Annotated in this window: 19 protein-coding genes and 1 riboswitch; of the genes, 9 read left to right on the plus strand and 10 right to left on the minus strand. The window is 65.2% G+C overall.

Translation table 11 applies throughout. The features are described from left to right. Together WIMU1_RS14395 and cobG are read right to left on the minus strand one after the other, a co-directional pair. Positions 1-624, minus strand: a complete 624-nt coding sequence (locus tag WIMU1_RS14395) for a precorrin-8X methylmutase (protein ID WP_062798607.1) — start codon at positions 622-624, stop codon at positions 1-3. Positions 625-649: 25 nt separating this feature from the next. Then, positions 650-1774, minus strand: a complete 1125-nt coding sequence (gene cobG / locus WIMU1_RS14400; RefSeq protein ID WP_062798609.1) for a precorrin-3B synthase — start codon at positions 1772-1774, stop codon at positions 650-652. Positions 1775-1847: 73 nt separating this feature from the next. Further along, positions 1848-1971: riboswitch (cobalamin riboswitch) on the plus strand. 51 nt (positions 1972-2022) lie between these two features. Here cobG and cobN point away from each other — a divergent pair. From cobN to WIMU1_RS14425, 5 genes are all read left to right on the plus strand, one after another. Next, positions 2023-5625 carry a cobaltochelatase subunit CobN gene (cobN, locus tag WIMU1_RS14405; RefSeq protein WP_062798174.1) on the plus strand — a complete coding sequence of 1201 codons (3603 nt, stop codon included), beginning with the start codon at positions 2023-2025 and terminating at the stop codon, positions 5623-5625. Between the two features lie 128 nt (positions 5626-5753). Next, positions 5754-6290, plus strand: a complete 537-nt coding sequence (locus WIMU1_RS14410; RefSeq protein ID WP_158599270.1) for an FxsA family protein — start codon at positions 5754-5756, stop codon at positions 6288-6290. A gap of 95 nt (positions 6291-6385) precedes the next feature. After that, positions 6386-7996, plus strand: coding sequence for an amidohydrolase (locus tag WIMU1_RS14415; RefSeq protein ID WP_062798178.1), 1611 nt, complete (start codon positions 6386-6388; stop codon positions 7994-7996). Next, positions 7993-9630, plus strand: a complete 1638-nt coding sequence (gene lnt, locus WIMU1_RS14420; protein ID WP_371850299.1) for an apolipoprotein N-acyltransferase — start codon at positions 7993-7995, stop codon at positions 9628-9630. Before WIMU1_RS14415 ends, lnt begins: the two co-directional genes overlap by 4 nt. Beyond that, positions 9614-10402 carry a polyprenol monophosphomannose synthase gene (locus WIMU1_RS14425; RefSeq protein ID WP_062798180.1) on the plus strand — a complete coding sequence of 263 codons (789 nt, stop codon included), beginning with the start codon at positions 9614-9616 and terminating at the stop codon, positions 10400-10402. Before lnt ends, WIMU1_RS14425 begins: the two co-directional genes overlap by 17 nt. A 53-nt stretch (positions 10403-10455) precedes the next feature. Here WIMU1_RS14425 and WIMU1_RS14430 read toward each other — a convergent pair whose 3' ends face one another. Then, positions 10456-10797, minus strand: coding sequence for an RNA polymerase-binding protein RbpA (locus WIMU1_RS14430; RefSeq protein ID WP_023959187.1), 342 nt, complete (start codon positions 10795-10797; stop codon positions 10456-10458). A gap of 128 nt (positions 10798-10925) precedes the next feature. Here WIMU1_RS14430 and WIMU1_RS14435 point away from each other — a divergent pair, with 128 nt between their 5' ends. Further along, entirely contained in the window at positions 10926-11276 is a 351-nt protein-coding gene (locus WIMU1_RS14435) for a hypothetical protein (protein WP_023959185.1), read from the plus strand. Positions 11277-11298: 22 nt separating this feature from the next. Here the strand turns inward: WIMU1_RS14435 and WIMU1_RS14440 are convergent, their stop codons facing one another. From WIMU1_RS14440 to WIMU1_RS14470, 7 genes are read right to left on the minus strand one after another with little or no spacing between them, the layout of a single operon-like run. Continuing rightward, complete coding sequence (locus WIMU1_RS14440) at positions 11299-12933, minus strand: TerD family protein (RefSeq protein WP_062798182.1); 1635 nt, start codon at positions 12931-12933, stop codon at positions 11299-11301. A 20-nt stretch (positions 12934-12953) separates the two neighbouring features. Beyond that, on the minus strand, positions 12954-14282 hold the full coding sequence (locus WIMU1_RS14445) for a TerD family protein (protein ID WP_062798184.1): 1329 nt from the start codon (positions 14280-14282) through the stop codon (positions 12954-12956). Beyond that, positions 14279-15241 (minus strand): HAD family hydrolase, encoded by a 963-nt coding sequence (locus WIMU1_RS14450; RefSeq protein ID WP_245969017.1) that lies wholly within the window; start codon positions 15239-15241, stop codon positions 14279-14281. The genes WIMU1_RS14445 and WIMU1_RS14450 overlap by 4 nt, the downstream gene beginning before the upstream one ends. Continuing rightward, a complete protein-coding gene (locus tag WIMU1_RS14455; RefSeq protein ID WP_062798186.1) occupies positions 15238-16368 on the minus strand; it encodes a cysteine protease StiP family protein in 1131 nt (376 codons plus the stop codon). Before WIMU1_RS14455 ends, WIMU1_RS14450 begins: the two co-directional genes overlap by 4 nt. Then, positions 16365-17663, minus strand: a complete 1299-nt coding sequence (locus WIMU1_RS14460) for a phosphoribosyltransferase family protein (RefSeq protein ID WP_062798188.1) — start codon at positions 17661-17663, stop codon at positions 16365-16367. Before WIMU1_RS14460 ends, WIMU1_RS14455 begins: the two co-directional genes overlap by 4 nt. Then, positions 17660-18901: an HpcH/HpaI aldolase/citrate lyase family protein gene (locus WIMU1_RS14465; protein ID WP_084248256.1), complete on the minus strand. Its 1242-nt coding sequence runs from the start codon at positions 18899-18901 to the stop codon at positions 17660-17662. The genes WIMU1_RS14460 and WIMU1_RS14465 overlap by 4 nt, the downstream gene beginning before the upstream one ends. Beyond that, entirely contained in the window at positions 18898-20112 is a 1215-nt protein-coding gene (locus WIMU1_RS14470; protein WP_062798190.1) for a hypothetical protein, read from the minus strand. The genes WIMU1_RS14465 and WIMU1_RS14470 overlap by 4 nt, the downstream gene beginning before the upstream one ends. 229 nt (positions 20113-20341) lie before the next feature. Between WIMU1_RS14470 and WIMU1_RS14475 the strand changes: the two genes are divergently transcribed. The 3 genes from WIMU1_RS14475 (at position 20342) to WIMU1_RS14485 (ending at position 23412) form a co-directional block, all read left to right on the plus strand. Beyond that, entirely contained in the window at positions 20342-20917 is a 576-nt protein-coding gene (locus WIMU1_RS14475; protein ID WP_062798192.1) for a TerD family protein, read from the plus strand. A gap of 103 nt (positions 20918-21020) precedes the next feature. Next, complete coding sequence (locus WIMU1_RS14480; RefSeq protein ID WP_062798194.1) at positions 21021-22139, plus strand: DUF475 domain-containing protein; 1119 nt, start codon at positions 21021-21023, stop codon at positions 22137-22139. Between the two features lie 163 nt (positions 22140-22302). Continuing rightward, entirely contained in the window at positions 22303-23412 is a 1110-nt protein-coding gene (locus WIMU1_RS14485; protein ID WP_031332510.1) for a ferredoxin reductase, read from the plus strand. Positions 23413-23434: the final 22 nt, after the last annotated feature.

The following is a 23434-nucleotide window of genomic DNA, read 5'->3' on the forward strand; positions in this document are numbered from 1 at the left end:
TCACTCCACCGTCGATGCCAACGCGTTGATTGCCGCAGCTGTGATGGCGGAGCCGCCGCGGCGGCCGAGCACGGTCAAGAATTCGATGTCGTCGCGCTCGGCCAGTGCTGCACACGACTCGGCGGCGCCGATGAAGCCCACCGGGGCCCCGATCACGGCGGCAGGTCGGGGCCCGCCGGCATCGATCAATTCGAGCAGGGCGAACAAGGCCGTGGGCGCGTTCCCGATGGCCACAACCGCCCCTTCCAGTCGAGGCCGCCACAACTCCACCGCCGCAGCGGTTCTGGTGGTCTGCAGGTCTGCCGCCAACTGCGGCGTGGCCGGATCGGTCAACAGGCAGAGCACATCGTTGTCGGCAGGCAGACGTTTGCGGGTGACCCCGGACGCAACCATGTTCGCGTCGCACAGCACGGAAGCGCCTCGGTTCAGCGCGCCGCGCGCCGCCGTGACGAGCCCGGGGGATGCGCGCACATCGTCGGTGAGGTCCACCTGACCGCAGGCATGAATCATCCGCACGACGACCTGGGACAGATCGTCATCGAACTCGGCCAGATCGGCCTCGGCGCGAATGGTCGCAAACGACTGACGGTATATCTCCGCGCCGTCACGGATGTAGGTGTACATGGTGAAAGCCACCATAGTTGGTCGATCAGAACGCTCGGCGTTCGTACCCCACCGGGGTCGCCTGCACCCGGATATGAGCAGAGTGCGGCGATCCACAGCCGCGTTCGCAGCCCACCCAGTGCTCGCGGCTGTCAACGGACTGGTCGCCGACCGCCAGATATTGCTCGAGATCCCCACGCACATCGGCATGCGATTTGTCGCATCCCGGCAATCCAGAGCAGGCGCTCACCCGCGTCCACGGCGACGTTGCATCGAAGATCAGACCCATGGGGGCCAGCACCCGCACCACCGTGTCCGCCATTCCGTCCGTCAGATCACAGACGAGGATTTCCTTGCGTGGCGTGAGGTAGATGTCGCGCTCGATGGCAGCAAGGAACTCGGCGATGCGCGCAGACAAGCGACCGTGAGGCACCACCGAACCCAACGAGATGAGGTCGTCGTCCTGCGCGAGCCACCCCACCAGCGGCTCCGACGGCGGGGCAGGCGGGGTATGCGGTCGAGTTCGGGGAAGACCTTCGAGCAATCCTGTGATCGTCGGCGAAGCATCAAGGTCCTGTACTCGCCACTCGTCCGCACGGTCGGTGAGGAACGCGTGAGCCACGTCGAGCATGGTCACGGCCGCGCGATCTGCTGTGACCTGCCGGCCGGTGGGGTTCCCGGCGACCACGAGGTCGAAATGCCCACTGTCGACCGCCACGACGCCGACGTCCGGTGCCTCGGCCAGCACGTCGCCGCGCCCGTCGTCGACGCCGAAGAGGAAACGAGCCGGCAGTGCAGCCAACAGGTTGTCTCCGCGAAGGGCGACGTCGAGTCGGTCGAGGACCGGTCGGCCGTCGAGCAGCCCGCCGCGGCGACCACTCAACGCTGACAGTTGCAGATTGCGCACCCGTTCGTGACTCGGCGTCGGGATGAGATCCGCATCGACGATTAGGTCGCCCGCGCCCGCCACGTCCGCTATTCCGCGTAGCTGCAGGTTCCCGCGCGAGGTGAGTTCCATGTGCCCGTCCCCGAACTCGTCCGCCACCACGACCAGAGCCTGCAATTGGGCGGGGGTTATCAGGCCTCCGGGAAGACGGATACGCGCCAGATGACCGTCGGCTGCGGGATGCGCCGAGAACACTCCCGGACAACGATCGGCGGGACGGGACATGGGGACCACGGTACTGGCCGTGTGTGGGGTGATGCCGGATCGGCAGGTCACCGGCGGCCGGCCCATCGACGACCAGACGTGGTCACTTGACTACGGGCTTCTATAGGCTGAGCCCGACCCGCAACGGGGAAGCCGGTGGAAATCCGGCGCGGTCGCGCCACTGTGTCGGGGAGACCCGGAGTCAGACCCTCGTTGCCGTACCGCCACACCAACCCGCTGGGCGCGAGATCCCGGCAAGGAGGAACCCCGTGATCCTGCTGCTGTCCACCTCGGACACCGATCTGCTGACGGCCAAGGCCAGTGGCGCGGACTTCCGATTGGCCAACCCATCGCGACTACTGGTCAGCGAGGATCTGCCGGTCCTGCTCGACGGCGCCGATCTCGTCGTGGTCCGGATCCTCGGTGGCCGACGGATGTGGGAGGAAGGCCTCGACGCCGTTCTCGCCGCGGGGCTGCCCACCGTGGTGCTATCGGGCGAACAGCTACCTGATCCTGACCTGATGTCGTTGTCCACGGTCGCCCCCGGTGTTGCCGCCGACGCGCACAACTACCTCGCCCAAGGCGGGCCGGACAACCTCGCCAACCTCCACGCGTTCCTATCCGACACCGTCCTGTTGACCGGCCACGGGTTCCAGGGGCCCGTCGCGACCGCGCAATGGGGACTGCTCGAGCGTTCGGTGCCATCCGACACCGACGGACGGCCGACCATCGCGGTGCTGTACTACCGGGCTCAGCACCTTGCGGGGAACACGGCGTACATCCATGCCCTGTGTGATGCCATCGAGGACAAGGGCGGCCGTGCCCTGCCGATCTTCTGCGCGTCGCTACGCACTGCTCCCGACGATCTGCTGGCACAACTGGCGGTTGCCGATGCGCTGGTGGTCACCGTCCTTGCGGCCGGAGGAGCCACACCGGCAACGGCGTCCGCCGGTGGCGACGACGACAATTGGAACATCGAGCAGCTCGCACGTCTCGACGTGCCGATCCTGCAGGGCCTGTGCCTGACCTCGTCTCGTGAGAGCTGGGCCGCCAACGACGACGGGATGTCACCGCTCGACGTGGCGACGCAGGTGGCGGTCCCGGAATTCGACGGTCGGATCATCACGGTCCCGTTCTCCTTCAAGGAGATCGGCGACGACGGACTGCCCTGGTACAGACCCGACGCCGAGCGTTGTGCGCGAGTCGCAGGAATCGCAGTGCGGCACGGACGATTACGGCATATTCCTACCGCGCAACGACGTATCGCGGTGATGCTCTCGGCCTATCCCACCAAGCATGCCCGCATCGGCAATGCGGTCGGCCTGGACACGCCCCAGAGTCTGCTGCGGCTTCTCGAGGCCATGCGTGCCGCCGGGTACGACATCGGTCCTGAAGTCGGCGACAGCGCCGTACCCGGTCTGGCAGAGAACGATTCGGACAAGCTGATCCACACGCTGATCGCGGCGGGGGGACAAGATCCCGATTGGCTCACCGAGGAAGCATTGGCGGCCAATCCCATTCGTCTGTCGGCGAGGGACTACCGCGAGTGGTTCGCGACGTTGCCCGCCGACCTGCAAGAATCGATGATCGAACACTGGGGGCCTGCCCCGGGCGAGTTGTTCGTCGACCGATCGGCCAATCCCGAAGGCGATATCGTCATCGCGGCAATGCAATTCGGAAACATCGTCCTGATGGTCCAACCGCCCCGCGGATTCGGCGAGAACCCAGTTGCCATCTACCACGACCCCGATCTGCCGCCGAGCCACCACTACCTGGCCTGCTATCGGTGGGTTGCCGCAGAGAACGGGTTCGGCGCCGACGCAGTGGTGCACGTCGGCAAACACGGCAACCTCGAGTGGCTGCCCGGCAAGACGCTCGGGATGTCAGCGTCATGTGGAACCGACGCGGCACTGGGCGACCTCCCGATGATCTACCCGTTCCTCGTGAACGACCCCGGCGAGGGCACCCAGGCCAAGCGTCGTGCCCATGCGACGCTGGTCGACCACCTGATCCCGCCGATGGCCCGAGCCGAGAGCTACGGAGACATCGCACGTCTGGAGCAGTTGCTGGACGAGCACGCCAACATCTCCGCGCTCGACCCGGGTAAGTTGCCTGCGATTCGACAGCAGATCTGGACGCTGCTGCAGGCGGCGAAGATGGATCACGACCTGGGGCTGTCCGAACGACCAGAGGAAGACGTCTTCGACGACATGCTGCTGCATGTCGATGGCTGGTTGTGCGAGATCAAGGACGTACAGATCCGCGACGGCCTGCACATACTCGGCCAGCCGCCGGCCGATGACGTCGAAGTGGATCTGGTGCTGGCGATGCTGCGCGCACGTCAGCTCTGGGGCGGGAAACAGAGCCTGCCCGGGCTACGGGAGGCACTCGGTCTGGTCGAGGACGGCACCGCAGGCCGCGGTGCCACCGACGACATCGAAGCCCAGGCACGCGAACTCGTGGCCGCATGCGCGAAGAGCAACTGGGACATGACAACCGTCGCGGAGGTGGCCGCCGGGCACCCCAGCGAGGTGGCCCAGATCCTCGAGTTCGCCGGAACGGAGATCGTTCCACGGCTGCGCCAGACCGACCAGGAGATACCGCGGATACTGCACGCTCTCGACGGCGGTTTCATCCCCGCCGGGCCCAGTGGATCGCCGTTGCGCGGCTTGATCAACGTACTTCCCACCGGCCGCAACTTCTATTCCGTCGACCCCAAGGCTGTCCCGTCCAAGCTCGCGTGGGAGACGGGCCGCGCCATGGCCGACTCACTGCTCGAGCGCTACCTGAAAGACCATGGCGAGTACCCGAAGTCGGTCGGGTTGTCGGTGTGGGGGACCAGTGCCATGCGCACATCGGGCGACGACATCGCCGAGGTACTCGCCCTTCTCGGGGTGATGCCGATCTGGGACGAGGCCTCGAGACGGGTCACCGCCCTCGACCTGATCGAGCCCGCCGAACTCGGCCGACCGCGTATCGACGTCACCGTGCGCATCTCCGGATTCTTCCGCGACGCCTTCCCCCATGTGGTGACCATCCTCGACGACGCGGTCCGGATGGTGGCCGCTCTTGATGAACCCGACGATGTGAACTTCGTTGCCGCACACGCCCGGGCCGACATCGCAGAACACGGTGACGTCGACCGGGCGACCACCCGGATCTTCGGCTCCAAGCCCGGTACCTATGGCGCGGGATTGCTGCAGTTGATCGATTCCAAGGATTGGCGCACCGACCAGGATCTGGCGCAGGTGTACACGGCGTGGGGAGGCTACGCGTACGGGCGTGGTCGTGACGGTGTCGCCGCCGTCGAGGACATGCGGTCGGCGTATCGACGAATTGCGGTGGCCGCCAAGAACACCGACACCCGCGAGCACGACATCGCCGATTCGGACGACTACTTCCAGTATCACGGCGGCATGGTCGCAACCGTTCGCGCTCTGACCGGACGGGACCCGGAGGCGTACATCGGGGACAGCACCACGCCCGACAATGTGCGCACGCGCACTCTGTCCGAGGAGACGACACGAGTTTTTCGTGCGAGAGTCGTCAACCCACGGTGGATCGGTGCGATGCAGCGGCACGGGTACAAGGGCGCTTTCGAGATGGCCGCCACCGTGGACTATCTCTTCGGTTACGACGCCACCACCAACGTGATGGCCGACTGGATGTACGAGCAGCTCACGGAGTCCTATGTCCTCGACGAGGCCAACAATGACTTCATGACCAAGTCCAACCCCTGGGCGCTGCACGGCATCGCCGAGCGACTGCTGGAAGCGGCCCAACGGCAGATGTGGTCTGCACCGCCACCGGAGATGCTCGACGAGCTGCGCCGGGTGTACCTCGAAACCGAGGGTGACATCGAGGGCGCCTGAGCTCAACGGCGTCGATTCGCGCTGGTGAAGACCGTTGAGATCGTCGATCCCACGGGTCGGGAGAAAATCGGGCATCTCGTTCGTTGTCCCCGTGTACGCACATGCCGATAGTCGGGACGGTTGACATCATGAAGTTCGCACTCTTCTTGCTCTATGTGGCGATCGAGATCGCCGCATTCGTCGGACTCTGTTACGCCATCGGCTTCGGTTGGACACTGCTGTTGGTGGTCGCAACGGTCATCGGCGGGTTCTGGTTGCTGCGTCGTCAGGGCGCCAAGACCCTCGCCAATCTGCGCGACGCCGGACGCAGAGCAGCAGGTGGCAGCCCCGTCGATCCGGCCGACTCAGCAGCACCCGTTGCCGACACCGCACTGCTGGCCGCGGCGACAATCCTCATGATCATCCCCGGCCTGGTGTCGAGTGCGGTCGGTATCCTCTTGCTCCTCAAGCCCATTCGCGTTCTGTTGCGGCCCATGGTCATCGCCGTCGGCACACGCAAGGTGGTCAGCGCCGTGGAGAAGAACTACGCACGGTATGGACGCGGCATGGCAGGGGTCACCGTCGTGGACGGCCAGGTCATCGATACCTCCGGTGCGGGAACCACGGGAACCACCGGCTTCGACGCGGCACATCCCCAACTCCGCAAGCCTTACACCGAGCTCTGATCGGCTTGCCCATCGGAACGGATCCGGCCGCGGCGGCAGCTTGTTCACGGACCTGCAGCGACTGACGATCGGTTCGACAGGCAGACTGGACGCTCGTGGAGAGTCAATTGCTGATCGGTGGCCATATCTACACCCCGAGTGCCCCCGACGCGACGGCCATGGCAGTTGCGAACGGCACCATCGTCTGGGTGGGTTCGGATCACGTCGGCCGTACCCTGCATCCCGACGCGCAGGTGATCGATCTCGACGGCGCACTGGTGGCGCCCGCCTTCGTCGACTCGCACGTGCACCTGACGTCGGCCGGTCTGGCTCTACGTGGCCTGGACCTCAGTGCCGCCGTGAGCCGGGACGACTGTCTCGAACAGATCCGCCGATACGCCGCCGAACACACCGACACCGACCTGATCTGGGGCCTCGGTTGGGATGAATCGACGTGGCCGGATCTGACCTGCCCTTCAACTGCCGAAGTGGATGCCGTGGTCGGCAATCGACCGGTGTATCTGGCACGCATCGACGAACACTCGGCCGTGGTGTCCACTGCGCTGCGGGCTCGGGCCGACGGTCTGGTGGGAAGTCATGGCTACGACGAGCAGGGACCGCTGACCGCCGACGCCCACCACCGGGTCCGTGCCGCGGCCCGGATGTTGTTGAGCGCCAATGGGCGACATCGCGCCCAGCGTGCTGCGCTCGACGATGCAGCCGCACACGGCATCGTGGCGGTCCACGAGAACGGCGGCCCGGACATCAGCGGCCGGGACGACTTCCTGTCACTGGCCCACCTCGACCACCCCGTCGAGATCCGCCGATACTGGGGCGAAGCCGTCACCGACTCCGAGCACGCCCGCGCTCTGCAGGCCGAGACGGCCGCACACGGCCTCGGTGGCGACCTCTTCATCGACGGGGCCATCGGGTCGCACACCGCGCTGCTCCGAGAGCCCTACAGCGACGCCGACACCCACGGCGTCTGCTACCTCGACGAAGACACCGTCACCACTCATCTACGCGCTTGCACCGCTGCCGGTATCCAGTCGGGCTTCCACGTGATCGGCGATGGCGCGATGGACGTCGTGGTGAATGCGTTCCGCGAAGTGGCGGGGGAGTTCGGCGGTCCTGCGATGGCCCGATTGGGACACCGCATCGAGCACGCGGAGATGATCACCGGTGACCAGGCCACCACTCTTGCTGCCTGCGGCGTCATCGCCAGTATGCAGCCGTTGTTCGACGCCCTCTGGGGTGGCCCTGGCCAGTTGTACGAGCAGCGGCTCGGTCCTGACCGTGGCCGCTCACTCAACAACTTCGCCCAGTTGGCCAAGGCCGGCGTCGGCCTGGCCTTCAGCTCGGATGCACCGGTGACCTCGATGCGTCCGTGGGAGGCAATCGCTGCGGCCGCGCATCACAACAACCCGGCCAGCGCCATCTCCGTTCGAGCAGCTTTCGCAGCGGTCACGCGGGGGGCGTGGCGGGCCGGTGGTCACCGCGACGGTGTGGCCGGAACCCTCGTTCCCGGCGCGCCCGCCGACTACGCCGTCTGGGATGTGGACAACCTGGTTGTTGCCGGATCCGCTGATCCGGCAGTGGCCCGCTGGTCCACCGACCCCCGGTCGCGCGTACCTGCACTACCCGACCTCAGTGCAGGCAGCCGGCTCCCGGAGTGCATTCGTACTGTGAGGGCAGGCGTGACGATCTACGACCGGGCGGGGCTGTGACGACGGCAATCGCGCCAGGGGAGTCCGAGGGCGGAACGATCGCCCGGCTCCGAGACGCGACGCAGCGGCCATGGGTGATTCGCACCGCGGTCAGTGCGCTCGGAGGCGTGCTCATGTGGGCCGCATTCCCGCCGCGCGATCTCTGGTTCCTGGGCATCCTGTCGCTGGCGTTGCTGGCAGCTGCGCTCAGAGGCGTTGTTCGATTCCGCGAGGGATTCTGGTACGGATTCGTCTTCGGCCTCGGGTTCTTTCTCCCGCTGCTGCCGTGGATCGGGGTGTATGTGGGGCCGCTCCCGTGGGTGGCGCTGGCAGTGGTGATGTCGCTGTACACCGGGTTGTTCGGCGTGATCGCCTGCCGTACCACCACCTGGCCTGCGGCACCGTTGTGGTTCGCGATCATGTGGGTCACCGTCGAGTGGGCACGTTCATCATTCCCATTCGGCGGGTTTCCCTGGGGTCGTACAGCTTTCGGCCAAGTCGGTGGGCCGACGCTGTCGCTCGCCTCGATCGGGGGCGCACCTCTGGTGTCGTTCTCGGTGGCCTTGACGGGGGCAGCGCTGACCGCAGTGATCGGGGCGGTGATCCGACGGCCGGTCAGATGGCAGACCGTGGTGCCGGCCCTGGTGCTCGCGCTCATCACACCGATTGTCGCGGCCGCCCTGTGGCCCTCTGTGGACGGCAGAAACAGTTCCGACGACGAGATCACCGTTGCCGCGATCCAGGGCAACGTCCCCCGGTTGGGCCTCGACTTCAACGATCAGCGTCGGGCGGTCCTGGACAACCACGTACGCGAGACCTTCCGTCTGGCTGCCGCGGTCGACGCCGGTGACGCCGCCCGTCCCGACATCGTGGTGTGGCCCGAGAACGCCTCGGACATCGACCCCACCGCGAATGAGGATGCAGCCGAAGAGATCACGGCCGCCTCAGCAGCTGTCGGCGCCCCGATCCTGGTGGGCACGCTCGTCCGGAACGCTGACGGACGCCCGACGAACACCGTGCTGGTGTGGGACGGACGGCGCGATTCCGGAGACCAGATACGTGGCCGGTATGACAAGCAGATCATCCAGCCATTCGGCGAATACCTGCCGTGGCGAAGCTTCTTCACCCTCTTCTCCTCGTATGCCGAGCAGGCAGGCAATTTCCGCGCGGGCACCGGCCCAGGCGTCGTCGCCGTCGAGACCACCGGTGGGCAGAGCGTGACCGTGGGGGTGTCGACGTGTTGGGAGATCGCGTTCGATCGTTCGGCACGAAAGGCCGTGCAATCGGGGGCCCAGTTCCTCTCGGTACCCACGAACAACGCCACCTTCGGACGCACGCAGATGACTTACCAGCAGTTGGCGATGTCACAGCTTCGGGCGGTCGAGCACGGGCGCGCCGTGGTGGTGGCAGCAACGAGCGGTGTGAGCGCGATCATCGCGCCCGACGGCCATACCAGCTCACGCAGCGGGTTCTTCGAACCCGCGACCCTGCAGGGCACGATTCCCTTGCACACAGGTGAGACCATCGCCACGAAAATCGGGCCGTGGCCCGAGCGATTGGCCGTACTCTTGGGCGTCTGCGCCTTTTTGTTCCTGCTGGCGCCAGGCATTAGGTTCAGGGGATGGTCAAAGGAGGAGCATGGTGACGGAGCCTGAGCACAACTCGCAGGCTGCGCGGCCGGTCGGGGCCGACGGGGCGGGCACCCTGGTGATCATCCCGACGTTCAACGAGATCGAGAATCTGCCGTTGATCGTCAAGCGTGTGCACGCAGCGCAGCCCGCGGTGCACATCCTGATCGTCGACGACAGCAGTCCCGACGGCACCGGCGAACTCGCCGACAAGCTGGCGGCAACCGACGGCGCTGACCGCATCCACGTGATGCACCGCACCGTGAAAGACGGTCTCGGCGCCGCATACATCGCCGGCTTCAAGTGGGGCCTGGCTCGCGACTACACCGTCTTGGTGGAGATGGATGCCGATGGCAGTCATGCTCCGGAGCAGTTGCATCGACTGCTCGACCGCCTCAACGACGGTGCCGACCTGGTGATCGGGTCTCGGTACGTTCCGGGAGGAACGGTGGTCAATTGGCCGCGGCGTCGCGAGATCCTCTCGCGGGGTGGCAATGTCTACTCGAGGCTGGCGCTCGGGGTCAAGATCAAAGACATCACCGGAGGGTTCCGCGCGTATCGCCGCCATGTGCTGGAAACGCTCGACCTGTCGTCGATCGAATCGCACGGCTACTGCTTCCAGGTGGACCTCGGATGGCGGACGGTCCAGGCCGGGTTCGATGTGGCCGAAGTACCCATCACGTTCACCGAGCGCGAGCTGGGGGAGTCGAAGATGAGCGGAAGCATCGTCCGCGAGGCGGCCTTCAAGGTCCCTCGCTGGGGACTGGCCCACCGGATGGCCAAGCTCCGCCGGAAATGACAAAACGCCGCGGCACCGTGAGGTGCCGCGGCGATGTCGTGAACTGACCGGATCTAGCTGGCGCCCCGGCGACGAGCTTTGAGCAGATCCAGGCGCTCGGCGAGCAACACCTCGAGCTCCTCTTCGCTTCGACGTTCGAGCAGCATGTCCCAGTGGGTACGCGGCGGCTTGACCTTCTTCTCTTCCGGCTCGGCACCTTCCAGAATGGTGCCTTCCATACCGTTCTTGCACGGCCACGTCGACGGGATCTCGGCGTCATCCGCGAACGGGACGTCGAAGATCTCACCATTGTCGGTGCGGTACTGGACGATGCGCCGGGGAGCAAGGTCATGATCGCGATCGGTCTCGTAGCTCACCGCTCCGAGACGGCTGCCGCGTAGGACTCGATCTGCCATAACTACTGTCCTCTCGTTGGATTACCTATCCATCTTACGCGCGTTGCGGGACCACGTGCGAAATACGTCCTCGAGTCGCCGCGGTCGCTCCGCGAGTTCGGGTCTGCCGCCCGGTACCGTCATCGTCTATGGATCATTCGTCCACCACGGCGAGACGAAGCCGGACCCGCAATTCCTGCTCATGGTGCGGCCGCGAGGTCATCGAGTCGGAGATGGGCCGTCGTCGTAAGTACTGCAAGCAGTCGTGCCGCCAACGCGCATACGAGCAACGCAGTCTGGTCGCCGGTTCTTCCATCCCGGCCGATGCAGTGGTTCTGAGCGCGGGCGAAGCCGATGAACTGATCGAACGGTTGTTCCGGTTGAGGTGCGCCGCCGAGGACATTGCTACGGCGGTGGCCGAGGAGGCCGACAGATCCGAACTCGCCGAGCTGGGCGCCGAGTTGGTGGCTCTGGCCAAGGAGGCCGAGCGGTGGCGCTGACGAGCCCGACGGCTGGGTTTCGCTACAGCTGTCGCCGTGCCCCGGGCTGCGGCGCCGGGTCGGCGAGGCGGGCGACGATCTGACGCGCTTGCGGCGATTGTGGCTCGATCTGTTCGGGCTTCACCGACCACTGCAGACCCACCCAGGGGTCGTGCGCCGTGGCGTCCGCCGACATCGGGAACATCAGCGTGCGGTCGGCGATCATGCTGACCAGCGGGTCGGCGTCATGCTCATCGACCGCGCCTGACAATACAAACGACCAGCCCAGCCGGCCACCTCTGTCGATGATGCGCAACAATCGGGCCATCGTTGCCGCATCCCATCCGAACGGCAGGTCCGCGACGACAACAACCCTGTTGTAGACGTCGGCGACGTCCCCGGCTTCCAACGCCATCTGCGCCAGTTCCAGAGACGATTCCAGCGCGCCCAGACGATCGACCATCACGTCCGCGGATGTCACTGCCGCGGAGCCGAGCAGCGGGGTGAGTAGATCCGACAGCGGGGCGAGCGAACCGGTGAGGTCGAACACATCCACCGCCACGGACCTGGCCGCGGTGGTCGAGGAGCTCGGAACGGCCCGCGCAGCGACGACCAGTCGCAACACCAAGGACGTGACTGCGGACAGAGCCGGCAGGTCGCCGTCCAGCACCCAGATCGGGCGCGCGATGGGTGTCGGCACGCAGAAGGGCAGTCGTAGCTCGCCACGTTCGGGAGCTGCGAACTCGCCGATGCGCACACCGCTCGCAGGTGGCCCGTTCAATCGTGTCCAGGCCGGCGATGTCCACGACGCCATTGCAGGCGGCAATTGGGGATCGAGGGCTGCCAATTCTGCGATCAGGATCTGTGAATCGGCATCAAATCGCTGTCGTGCAGCGGCGATCAGCTCGTCGCAGCGACGTTGCGCCCGTTCGCGCTGGTGCGAGGCTGCGGGCGAATTACGTTGTGCCGGATCGGAGATCGCGTCGCTCAGCTCCTGGTCGAGACGGTCCATCGCAAATGCCTCGGCCTGTACGTATCCCGCTGCCGACCGGGCCGCATCCTCGAAGACCACCTGCGCGCGGGCAATGGCTGCGGTGTAGTCCGATCCCAAGACCACGGACGCCGGATCCAGTTCGCCACGTGAATCGGATTGTGCTGCAGCAGCACCGGGAATCTGTACTGGCGCAATCGATTCCGCTTCCGGCGGGTCGTCGACGTCCACGCCATGACTCGTGAGCAACTGGGCGAGCCCACCACCGTAACCCTGACCCAGAGCACGAACCCGCCAGCGCCCGGCGCGTTGGTAGAGCTCGAAACAGAGCAACGCCGTCTCGCCGTGCGCCGGCCGGACATCGAAGCCGAACAGGACCTCGCCGTGCGCTAGCCCGGTCAGTTCCGCATGCACCCCCGAGCCCGTGTCCGGCTCCGCGCTGACGGCGCACAGTACGGTTGCGCCGCTCCGGATGCCGTCCAGGTCGACTGTGAGCTGCGGGCCGTCCAGCCGGACCCCGCCTGTCGCCGGCTGGTTGTAGAACACCACATCACCGGAATCGAGGACTCGGAGGTCGGAATCCACGACAAGGCCCACCAGGTCGACGTCCGCACCGGTGGCCGCCACCCGAAAGTTGATGTGCGACAACTCGATGGGCGCATTTTGGCCGGCGACCAGCTTCTTCATCTCGCCTCGATCCTCGCGGGCTATTTCATGTAGTCGTTGGAGAGGAATCGCTGCAGCTGCGGAAGCGCTTCACCGGCATGACGGGCGGTGATGCCCTCGCCGATCGCCTGCAGCTTCCACGTGCCACCCTCGCGGAACACCTTGGCCATCACCACACCGGTATAAGGCATCCCACCGGCCAGCGTGTACCTGGCCAATTCGGCCTTGTTGGTCTGGTCGACCAGACGACAGAAAGCGTTCTGCACCTGCTCGAAGGTCTGCCCCTGGTACGAGGTGACGATGAAGATCAGGGCGTTCACGTGGATCGGAACCCGCGTGAGATCCACCGTGATCACCTCGTCGTCGCCTTCGCCCTCGCCTGTGAGGTTGTCACCGAGATGGCGGATCGAGCCGTCCTTGGATGTGAGCTGACCGTAGTAGGCGACGTCGGCCACCTGTGTATCGGCGAACATGACCACCGACGCGTCCAGATCGATGTCGGCGCTGCGATTGCCGAACATCTTCTTGACGGTGACCGGGTCCCAACCCAGCCCCATCTGGATGTTCGTCAGTGCCACGCCGCCATCTTTGTTCAGCGACACCCGCTGGCCCTTGGCGAGACTGACCGGGCGGTCTTTGCTCAGACTCACCTCTGGCCTGCCGGCGGGCGCTGCCGGCGCTGCGGGTGCGGCATACCCAGGTTGCTGGTTGTATGCAGGCTGCTGCTGGGGAGCGGCCTGCTGGGGCGGTGGGAAGTTCTGTTGCGGCGGGCTCTGCGGGGCCGGGGTCGAGGTCGGCTGGCGGGTATAGCTCGGGGGTGCGGTGTTCTGAACCGGCTGAGAAGGCGGGGGAGGAGGCGGCGCTGCGGCGGGCGACGGGGCATCGTCGACCGACACACCGTGATCGGTCACGAGTGCGGCGAATCCTCCCGCGTATCCCTGTCCGACCGCGCGAACCTTCCAGTCGCCGCCGCGGCGGTAGACCTCGAGCGCGATGACGATGGACTCGCTCGACAAGCCGTCGATGCGGTATTCGTACAGCGACTGTCCACCCGCGGAAACCCGCGCAACCGGCGGCGCAACCGCGCCGAATGTGCCGTTCTCCAGCGTGATCACCGCTCGGACCTGGCTGATGTCGGCGGGCACCGCAGCCAGTGAGATCGACAACGTGCCGACCCCAGCCCCCGGCTGCAAGGTGACACCCGGTCCTGCCGGCTGGTTGAAGAAGACGAAGTCGGCGTCTGTCCGGACTTTGCCGCTGTCGGTGACGAGCAGAGCGGACAGGTCGCCGGCGGTGGCAAGGTCGACCGTGATCTCCACCGTCGGTGCGGACAGCGGACCGTTTTGTCCTTTGACCAGAGTTGTTGTCATCGCCTGAGCCCTTCGTTGGGTGTGGATTGTTTCGCGATACCGGGGGCCGGGAGCGCGCTCGCGCGGATGTCCGATTCGCCAATGCCCCCCATTGTGCCTGTCTGCTCCAGCATCCAGACCAACATCTCTTCCGACGCGGCCAGACCGCGCCCTGCGGTGACGGCGACATTGGGATGAACCCAGCCGAGTTCTTCCAGTTCACCGTGACGTGGACGGATCGCCGCATCCGCTGCGACGAGCATCGGTTGATCGAGCACCCCGTCGCCCGCGGCGAACGTCACGTCAGGGGGCGAGTCGAGTCTCGTCCGAACCTCGTCGATGGCCAGTTGCTTGGTCACGGGGTCGGGCATCACGTACACCTTGCGGCCCTGGCGGGACACGTTCCAACCCAGTTCTGCAGCCCAGCTCGCCCATGCCGGAACAACATGCGGCGGAAGGAGATCGAGCTCCACCACCACATAACAGAACAGACCGTCGGCGATCCGCATGGTCCGCAGCCAGGGGGCGTCGGCCGCATCCTGCGCGAGGCGGGCGTACACCTCGTCCACACCCACTGCGAGCCGGTCCAGCAGTGAGGCAACCCGCCTGCTCCATTCCGGGTCGGGGTGGCCTTCGACGAGGATGTTGCCGCCGTTACTGGTGATGGCGAAGCGGGGAACGCCGATCGGCAATCGGATGCGCCGATATTGCTCGATCGTGCGGGTGGTGGTCGGCACCACGTCCGAGGCGGCATGCAGGTCGCCGAGGAGGGTCATCGACATCGTCGACATGAATGACTGCGGACGGCCCTGGTACATCTCCACACACTGCGCTGCAGACAGCACCGCATCGGCATCTTCCCCCGGTCCGGCACCCTCGGCGATCGCATGGGCCGAGTAGATCAGGGTGCGGTCGAGATCCAGCGTCACCAGAGCACGTCGAGACGCGGTGGTCGATGGCGTGGTGCTTGTGGATGTCACCGGAGTTCTTTCACCAATCCCATGCAGCTGTACGCGAGGTCAGGCACCACTTCGACGGGTACGTCGCGTGCGTCGGCGAGAACTCGGATGTGTTCGTGTTCGGGGTCGTCCGGGGTCCGGACGAGAACACGCCACGGTACCCGGCGGAGAAGGACCCTCGTTGTCTCACCCACCCCTGGTTTGACGAAATTGACCGACGATATCCCGTAGTGCGCGCGTACGGCCTCCACCGATTGCCAGCCCGACCAGGTCGGGGTTCGATCAGATGCCTCGATCGCCGCCCGGCGGATCGCCGCTTCGTCAGCGGCGGCATCGAACTCGCGGGCAACCGCGTCCAGCAGCACCTCTGAAACATCCTGATCGGCAAGTTCGGCATAGAACTTCGCCCCGTGGAAGTCGGCGGGACCGATGAGCTGTTCGTTCAGAACGGTGCGCGAAACCAACCCGGAGACCGTGGAATTGAGGCACGCCGAGGCGATGAGGAAGTCGTCTCGCGTTCCGAAGGTGCGCACGCAGGAGCCGGGGTCGGCGAGTACGGCGAGCTCGGGGTCGAACACAGGGCCACCATCGGTGGCCAACTGCGCCAGCGCTTCATCGAGTTCGCGTGCGATCGCCCCTTTCCCTGTCCATCCGTCGACGAACACCACGGACGCAGGGTCATGGTGGGTTGCCAGATATCTCATGGCGTTCGCGTCGATCCCCCGGTCGCGCACGATGGAGACCGCATAGTGGGGGAGCTGCAGACCATGGCGTTGCGCCCAGCGCCGCATGAGTATTCCCACCGGGGTTCCGGCTCTGGCCAACGACACCAGCACGATGTCAGAGCCTCGTTCGGCCAGCACGAGATCGGTCACCGCACCGACCGCTACCGCCAATCGTCGCGCACTGTCGGCCAGGACTCGATGGAACAACTCCTGGTATGCCGCGTCCGGCTGGAACTCCACCGGCAGAGACTCCGCGTAGTGAGCCACGCCCGCTTGAATCCTCTTCTCGCGGAGAGCGACGTCGCCCTCGAGCGGAACGTGCGAGAGGTCTTTGAGCAGCCACCGAACCTCGTCGGCGGCGTAACTGCCGAAATCGGGCCCGACGAGGGGCTCTTGGTACGTCACCGCGCTCTGATCTGTCATCCGTTTGTCCTCGCCGCACGCAGCAACCGGTAGTCGGTCGCGGGGACGACGACGAGGAGCAGGTCGTCGCCGCGTGCGCTCACCACATCCACCAGACCACCGGGCCCGCTCAATGCCGTTGTGTCCGCTGGAGAATCGACGATCATCACGACTCGGGCGCCGTCGTGGTCGTGAGTTGCGTTGTACAGGTACCTGTCTCGAGCGTCATCGGGCTCCGGAGCTTGGAAGTGGTACCCCCGACGCAGGGGGTAGGTGGGGTCGTCGATGACATGGGCCGGTGAACGGGTTGTGGTCTGACTCAAGACCGGGGCTTCGCTCCATACGGACAACTCGGCCGCGATCCGCTGGGGGAGGTACATCAGCTCCTCATGCCCGATGACCACTGTCGGCCGGGTGGCGTCGAGGCGGCCGACAACTCGCTCCGTCACCTCCGTGACCGCGTGATCGAAGTGCGGCCAGTCGGACCTCGAGAACCCGTACCGTCCGCCGTCGGGAACGTGAGTTGGCCATGCCACGTCCAGTCGCTCGACGTGGCCCCTCTCGCGCGCAGCGGCTGGTGAAGGTGCCGGGAGTTGCAACACCCGATCGGTCAGGTCGGGCGGGATCTGCGTCGCCCCTTGCGCAAGGCTGACGAAGTGGACGGATGTCCCAAGCGCGTCGGCGCGCTGCTCACATCGCACGATGTCGTCATTCGTTCGCATGTCGACCAGCGATGCGACGACATACAGCGATCGCGGATGAATTTCTTGCATCGAACGGATCGCATCCAAAGCAGTTGCACCGGTGGAGATCTCGTCGTCGACGAGCACAACAGGCAGATCGGTGCAGAGAACCGCAGGATCGGTGGGGACGATGAGATGGTCGGTCGCGTGGGAGTGTCCTTCCTCGAAACGCGCGGCCACCGGCACATCGGCAGCGTCACGTCGCGTCGATTGCAGGTACATCGTCGCGTCGATCCGCCGAGCGACTGCGTGACCGAGCCCGGTGGCCGTCTCCGCGAATCCGAAGACGAGCCCGTCGCGCTGCCCTCGATCCGCGAGTGCCCGTACGGCCAGATCGCCGAGATCGTCTGCCGCGGCGAAGATGGTCGACGGGGCGACCGGTATGTGCTTGCCGAGGACAGTGGACACCCAGAGGTGTGCCCGCCGGGGATTGCGCCGGAGGCCAGGCCGGATCAGATCCTCGACCCGCCACGATCGGTACCCGGACCCGTGGGTGGCGGCCAGGCCGAATCTGGTTCTGGCGTAGGGGGTTGCAACCGTTGTCGAGTTGTGGCCGATTGTCGGGACGTTCATCGGTCGACCACCGAGGTGAGCAGATCCACGACACCGACCTCCGGTTGCAGTACCCCGAAGATCTGGGCTCTGATCAGGGTCTTGACCGCCCAGTTCCGATGGGGCCGCCGCTCGTTCATCTTGTTCCGATACGCCGACGGCTCGACCCCGCCCGCGTCATCGACGCCGAGTACCGCCACCGCATCGACGTACTCTTCGTGCGGCACCGCACTCATCGAGTGGACGACGTTCACATGCGATGGATGGATCACCGTCTTTCCCTGCAATCCGTTGGCCCGATCCAACACCAGCTCACGCAGCAGCCCGTCGAGGTCTCGGCTGACGAGGTGCGTGCGGAATCGGACTGCGTCGATCTGCTCGAAAGGCGTGTGGCGCAACAGTGGCCGGAACATCCTGTCGTGAGTGTTGTAGTACTCCCAGACCGGTCCGGTGATGGTGAACCCGGTGCCATCGGCTCGCCCGAGCACGTTCACGATCGAGCCGATGACCTCGGCGACCGGATGAACGTCATAGATGGTCAGGTCCGGGTCACGCCGGATCCCGAGCGCACCACACATGTCGGTGCCACCGATCCTCACCGCGAGTACCTTGTCACGGTGCTGGGCCAGTACCTGACGGATCGTCTCCAGTGCGTATGCACGCGACTCGAGATGCAGGACCGAGGTCGACTCGATGATCGGCATCGCGTACAGCACACGTCCGATCCGTGTGCTCGCGGCGCCGATCCGGTCCAGGTGGTCACCACCATCGGTTGCGGTGAACTTGGGCAGCACAAAACCGGAGAGCACACCGACGCCTGCAGAGAGTCTGCCGACGAGTTCATCGATCTGCTCGGCGCGGCGCACCCGGACGAACAGCATCGGTACCCGTTCGTCGCGAAGGGCCAGGTCGTCCAACACCGTTGCGAGATTGCTCATCGCGAGTTCCACGTCGTGGTCGGCGATCGCGTCCTCGAGATCGATCACCATGGACGTGGATCCACTTCGTGCCTGGCGGAGGATCAGCTCGGCCAGACGCTCCCGATTCGCCGGGATGTACAGGGTTGCACCGAGGGCCACGCTGAGGAGTTCGGGGGTCGCATCCACATCGATTCGCTCGGGTAACCGATGAAACAGGCGTTCTCGCTCATTCGGGTCGAGATCGGCGAAATGCTCGATCTGTTTGATCGGCCCATCGTGGGCCTGCGCCCCGTCACCACGGCTGCCGTCTGTCCCGTCGGTGAGTGTTCTCTCGGTCATGAACGCCGCGCCTCGTCCTTCATCTTGTTCACGACTCCGGTCACGAAGTCGGAGATGGCCCGCAGGTCCACCAGATAGCCCCAGTAGTCGGGGTGCCGCCCGGTCAGTGTGGCAACGGCCCGGTCCACGCGCAAGACCTGGGCGTCGAGGACCGAGCCCCACTGTTCGACCAGTCCGAGATTCACCGCCAGGAGTTGGGCGTCTCGGATCTGGAAGCGAACCCTACCGGCCGCAGCCGGCGGATCCTTCTGGACCACACGAAGTTCATTCAATCGATCGGTGACGCCGTCCACCAGTTGCTCGGCGTTTGCCAGAGCCGAACGGGCGCGGGTGATCGCCGCCAACGCAGCTTCCGGATCGGACTTCATTTCCTCTGCGGCGGTGTCGATTTCAGCTGCTGCCGCGTCGATGTCCCGAGCGCTACGCTGGTCGTGGCCGATCAGGTCCTTCGAACACGCCGCACTGAACTCCCGCAGCAGTGCCGAGTACGCCTCGGGCATGCGTGCGTTGCGGTTTCGTACCGCAGACAACCTCGTCCGGACCGAGGCGAGCGCAGCGGTGGCCTCGCCGACCCTCGTCGGAGCACGGTCGACCGCTTGACCCAACTTCTCGGTGGCGGCGACCAGAGCCGCAGCCCTGTTCCTCAAGCCGGCCCGGTCGCCGCCGCCTCCCGACACCTCGAGTTGAGCCGCCTCCAGCTGCAATCGGGCCTGATCGTGTTGTTCGCGAGCTGTTTTGACCGACGAATACGCGAGTTGGTCGGCGGGGAGCGTGCTCAGCCGGGCGAGCAATTGATCCGACTGTGTTCGGGCCCTGGCAGCTTCATCGGGGACCGCTGCATAGGAGATCCGGGCGTGTTCGATCTGGGTGGAGTTACGTTCGTAGAACCGGTCGAGAAGCTGGATCGCTTCGACGATCCGGGTCATCGTGCGCTGCACATCGCCGAGTGTGGTGGTGGCCGTATCCTGGCCGCTGACTGTCAGATAGTCGTTGATGGTCTCGTAACAGGCCTCGCGAACCGGGGCGAACGCCCGGACCAGTTCGGCCGACATGCCGAGTGCCGCCGCGGCTTCGACCCCGTCGGTGATGATGGACAAGCGCTGATCGAGCTGGAGAAACGCACTGACCATGTCGCTGCGCGCACGGTCGATGGCGTCAGTGGGCCTGCCACCGACGCTTCGGTCCTCTCGTCGAAACCAGCCCCGGGCCACAGCCGCATCCTACTGGGACCGGGGCCCGGTACCCGATGAGCCGAACGCGATCCCAGGACAGTTGTGCTCACCGGCGTGTCATTCGAACGGCTCCCGTGAATGGTCCTCACACTCCCGCCGATGTCCACTTTCACGTACGGTTACTCACAAGGAGCGGCTCCGGAGGGACCCGCTCATCGTGGTCTGCTTCTACGAAGTTTTGGAACAACCTCACGAAAGGGTTACTGACATGGGCGTCAGCTTGAGCAAGGGTGGAAACGTCTCGTTGACCAAGGAGGCTCCGAACCTGACCGCAGTCGCGGTCGGACTCGGCTGGGACATCCGTTCCACCACCGGCACGGACTTCGACCTCGATGCCAGCGCCATCGGCGCCGGTGGCGACAAGAAGGTCGTCTCGGACCAGCACTTCGTGTTCTTCAACAACCTGCGCTCGCCCGACGGTGCGATCGAGCACACCGGAGACAACACCACCGGTGAGGGTGAGGGTGACGACGAGGTCATCAACGTCGATCTGGCTGCGATGCCCCCGAACATCGAGTCCGTGATCTTCCCCGTCTCCATCTACGATGCCGACGCCCGCTCGCAGTCCTTCGGTCAGGTTCGCAACGCCTACATCCGCGTTGTCGACCGTGCCAACGGAAACGAACTCGCCCGCTACGACCTCTCCGAGGACGCGTCCACCGAGACGGCCATGGTCTTCGGCGAGCTGTACCGCAACGGGGCCGAGTGGAAGTTCCGGGCAATCGGCCAGGGGTACGCCTCCGGTCTGGCCGGAATCGCACGCGACTACGGTGTCAACATCTAGTTTGACTGGCCAGAACGACGCCAGAATCTGCACGCCAGCGCTATCGCGGAACCCCACGGGTCCGCGATAGCGCTGTTCATACGTAACAAAAGAAGGAGTCCGCGTGGTCATCCGCGTATTCGGGATCTCGATCGTGGTCACGCTCGTCTCGCTTGTCGTGGCGTTCCTGTACGGCGGCTGGACGGCGCTCGCACTGTGCGCGATCCTCGGCATCCTCGAGGTCTCGTTGTCCTTCGACAACGCGGTCATCAATGCCACAGTGCTGGAACGGATGAGCGAGTTCTGGCAGAAGATCTTCCTGACCATCGGCATCCTCATCGCCGTCTTCGGCATGCGCCTGGCATTCCCGCTCGTGATCGTCTGGGTCACCGCCGGGCTCAACCCCATCGATGCATTCGATCTGGCGATGAACGTTCCCGAGGAGGGTTCGGGACAGCAGTCCTACGAAGAGATACTCACCGCCGCGCATCCTCAGATCGCAGCATTCGGCGGCATGTTCCTTTTCATGCTCTTCCTCAACTTCATCCTCGCTGACCGCGAGATCACGTGGCTGTCCTGGCTCGAGAAGCCGCTGGCCACACTCGGCAAGCTCGACCAACTGGCAGTTGTCATCGCCGGAGGCACCCTGGTCCTCGTTGCCGAGTTCCTTGCCGACGACGAGCACCGGTCCACGATCATGGTTGCCGGCGTGCTCGGCATGATCACCTACATCGCGGTCGACGGACTGGGATCGCTGTTCCACACCGAACAGTTCGATGAGGAACATCAAGCGGCAGCAGACGGTGGCCCGTCGCAGCTGGTGAAGGCGACCGGCAAGGCCGGCTTCTTCCTGTTCCTGTACCTCGAGGTCCTCGACGCCTCGTTCTCGTTCGACGGTGTGATCGGTGCGTTCGCCATCACGGCGGATCCGATCATCATTGCCCTGGGCCTCGGTTTCATCGGCGCGATGTTCGTCCGTTCCATCACGGTCTACCTGGTGCGAGCGGGAACACTCTCCGAATACCGTTACCTCGAACACGGCGCTCACTGGGCAATCGGCGCACTGGCGGTCATCCTGTTCGTCAGCATCGAGTACCACATCAATGAGGTCATCACCGGTCTCGTCGGTGTCGCATTCATCGGTGCCGCCGCCATCTCCAGCATTCTCGCGAACAGGCGTGAAGGCGGCGACGGAGGAGCGTCCACAGACGCAGCCGAAAAGAACGCAGTCACCACCACATAGTCCCTTCCACGTAGTCCCGTACACGGCCGTTTCGGATATCTACCCGGTATCCGAAACGGCCGTTTGCACGGTGTACATGTGTACACTCGAATCCCATGGCACCGTCGCGGCCAATCTCGCTCTCAGCCTCCGCCGCGACACCGTGCCTGCGAACGGAGTGCATGTGGATCTGCTGAAGTGGAGTAAGCGACCGGCGGCCGAGGTCGATGCAACCAAGCCCCAGGTGAACGTTTTGCGGGGGTTGGTGGCGCGCGCCACCACACCGCTGTTGCCCGACGACTACCTGCATCTGCTCAATCCGTTGTGGTCGGCTCGGGAACTGCGTGGTCGAATCGTGGCCGTTCGCAAGGAAACCGACGACACAGCCACCGTCGACATAGAGACCGGCTGGGGTTTCAGTCACCGATACAGCCCCGGGCAGTACGTCGGTATCGGATTGCAGGTCGAGGGCCGTTGGCATTGGCGTTCCTACTCTCTGACCTCGATCGCCGGTGACGCCAAGGTGATCTCGGTGACCATCAAGGCCAATCCTGATGGCTTCCTTTCCAGCCATCTGGTCGATGGAGTCTCGCCTGGCACCGTGATTCGCCTGGCAGCACCCAAAGGTGACTTCTCGCTACCCAATCCGCCGCCGCAGAAGATCCTGTTCGTCACCGCCGGCTCCGGCGTCACACCCGTGATGGCGATGTTGCGGGCGCTACAGCACAGAGGGGACATGCCGGACGTCGTCCACGTTCACTCGGCACCGGACCGCGAGAGTGTCATCTTCCACGACGAACTCGTTGCGCTGCAGGAGAATTCGCCGACCTACAAACTGACGATGCAGTTCACCAGGGAGAACGGCAAGGTTGACCTCGCCGACCTCACTCCGCTGGTTCCCGACTGGCGTGACCGCGAGGTCTGGGCCTGCGGTCCCGTTGCAATGCTCGACGTTGCCGAACAGGTCTGGGAGGAAGCCGGCCGCTCAGACCATCTCCACATCGAGCGTTTTGCGATCGCCCGCACCGACAAGGGCGGCGAGGGCGGTACGGTCACCTTCGCCAAATCCGGAAAGACCGCCGAAATCGACGGCGCGACAACTCTTCTCGAAGCCGGAGAAGGCCTGGACATCCAGATGCCGTTTGGCTGCCGAATGGGCATCTGCCAGTCGTGCGTGGTCCCGCTCAGCGGCGGCTACGTTCGGGATCTGCGCTCGGGAGATGAGCGTCGAGAAGGAGACCGGATCCAGACGTGCATCAGCACGGTCTCCGGTGAATGCACGCTCGACCTCTGACCTGCACATCCAGACCAACAGG

The sequence above is a fragment of the Williamsia muralis NBRC 105860 genome, assembly GCF_001598915.1.
GTDB lineage: Bacteria > Actinomycetota > Actinomycetes > Mycobacteriales > Mycobacteriaceae > Williamsia > Williamsia muralis.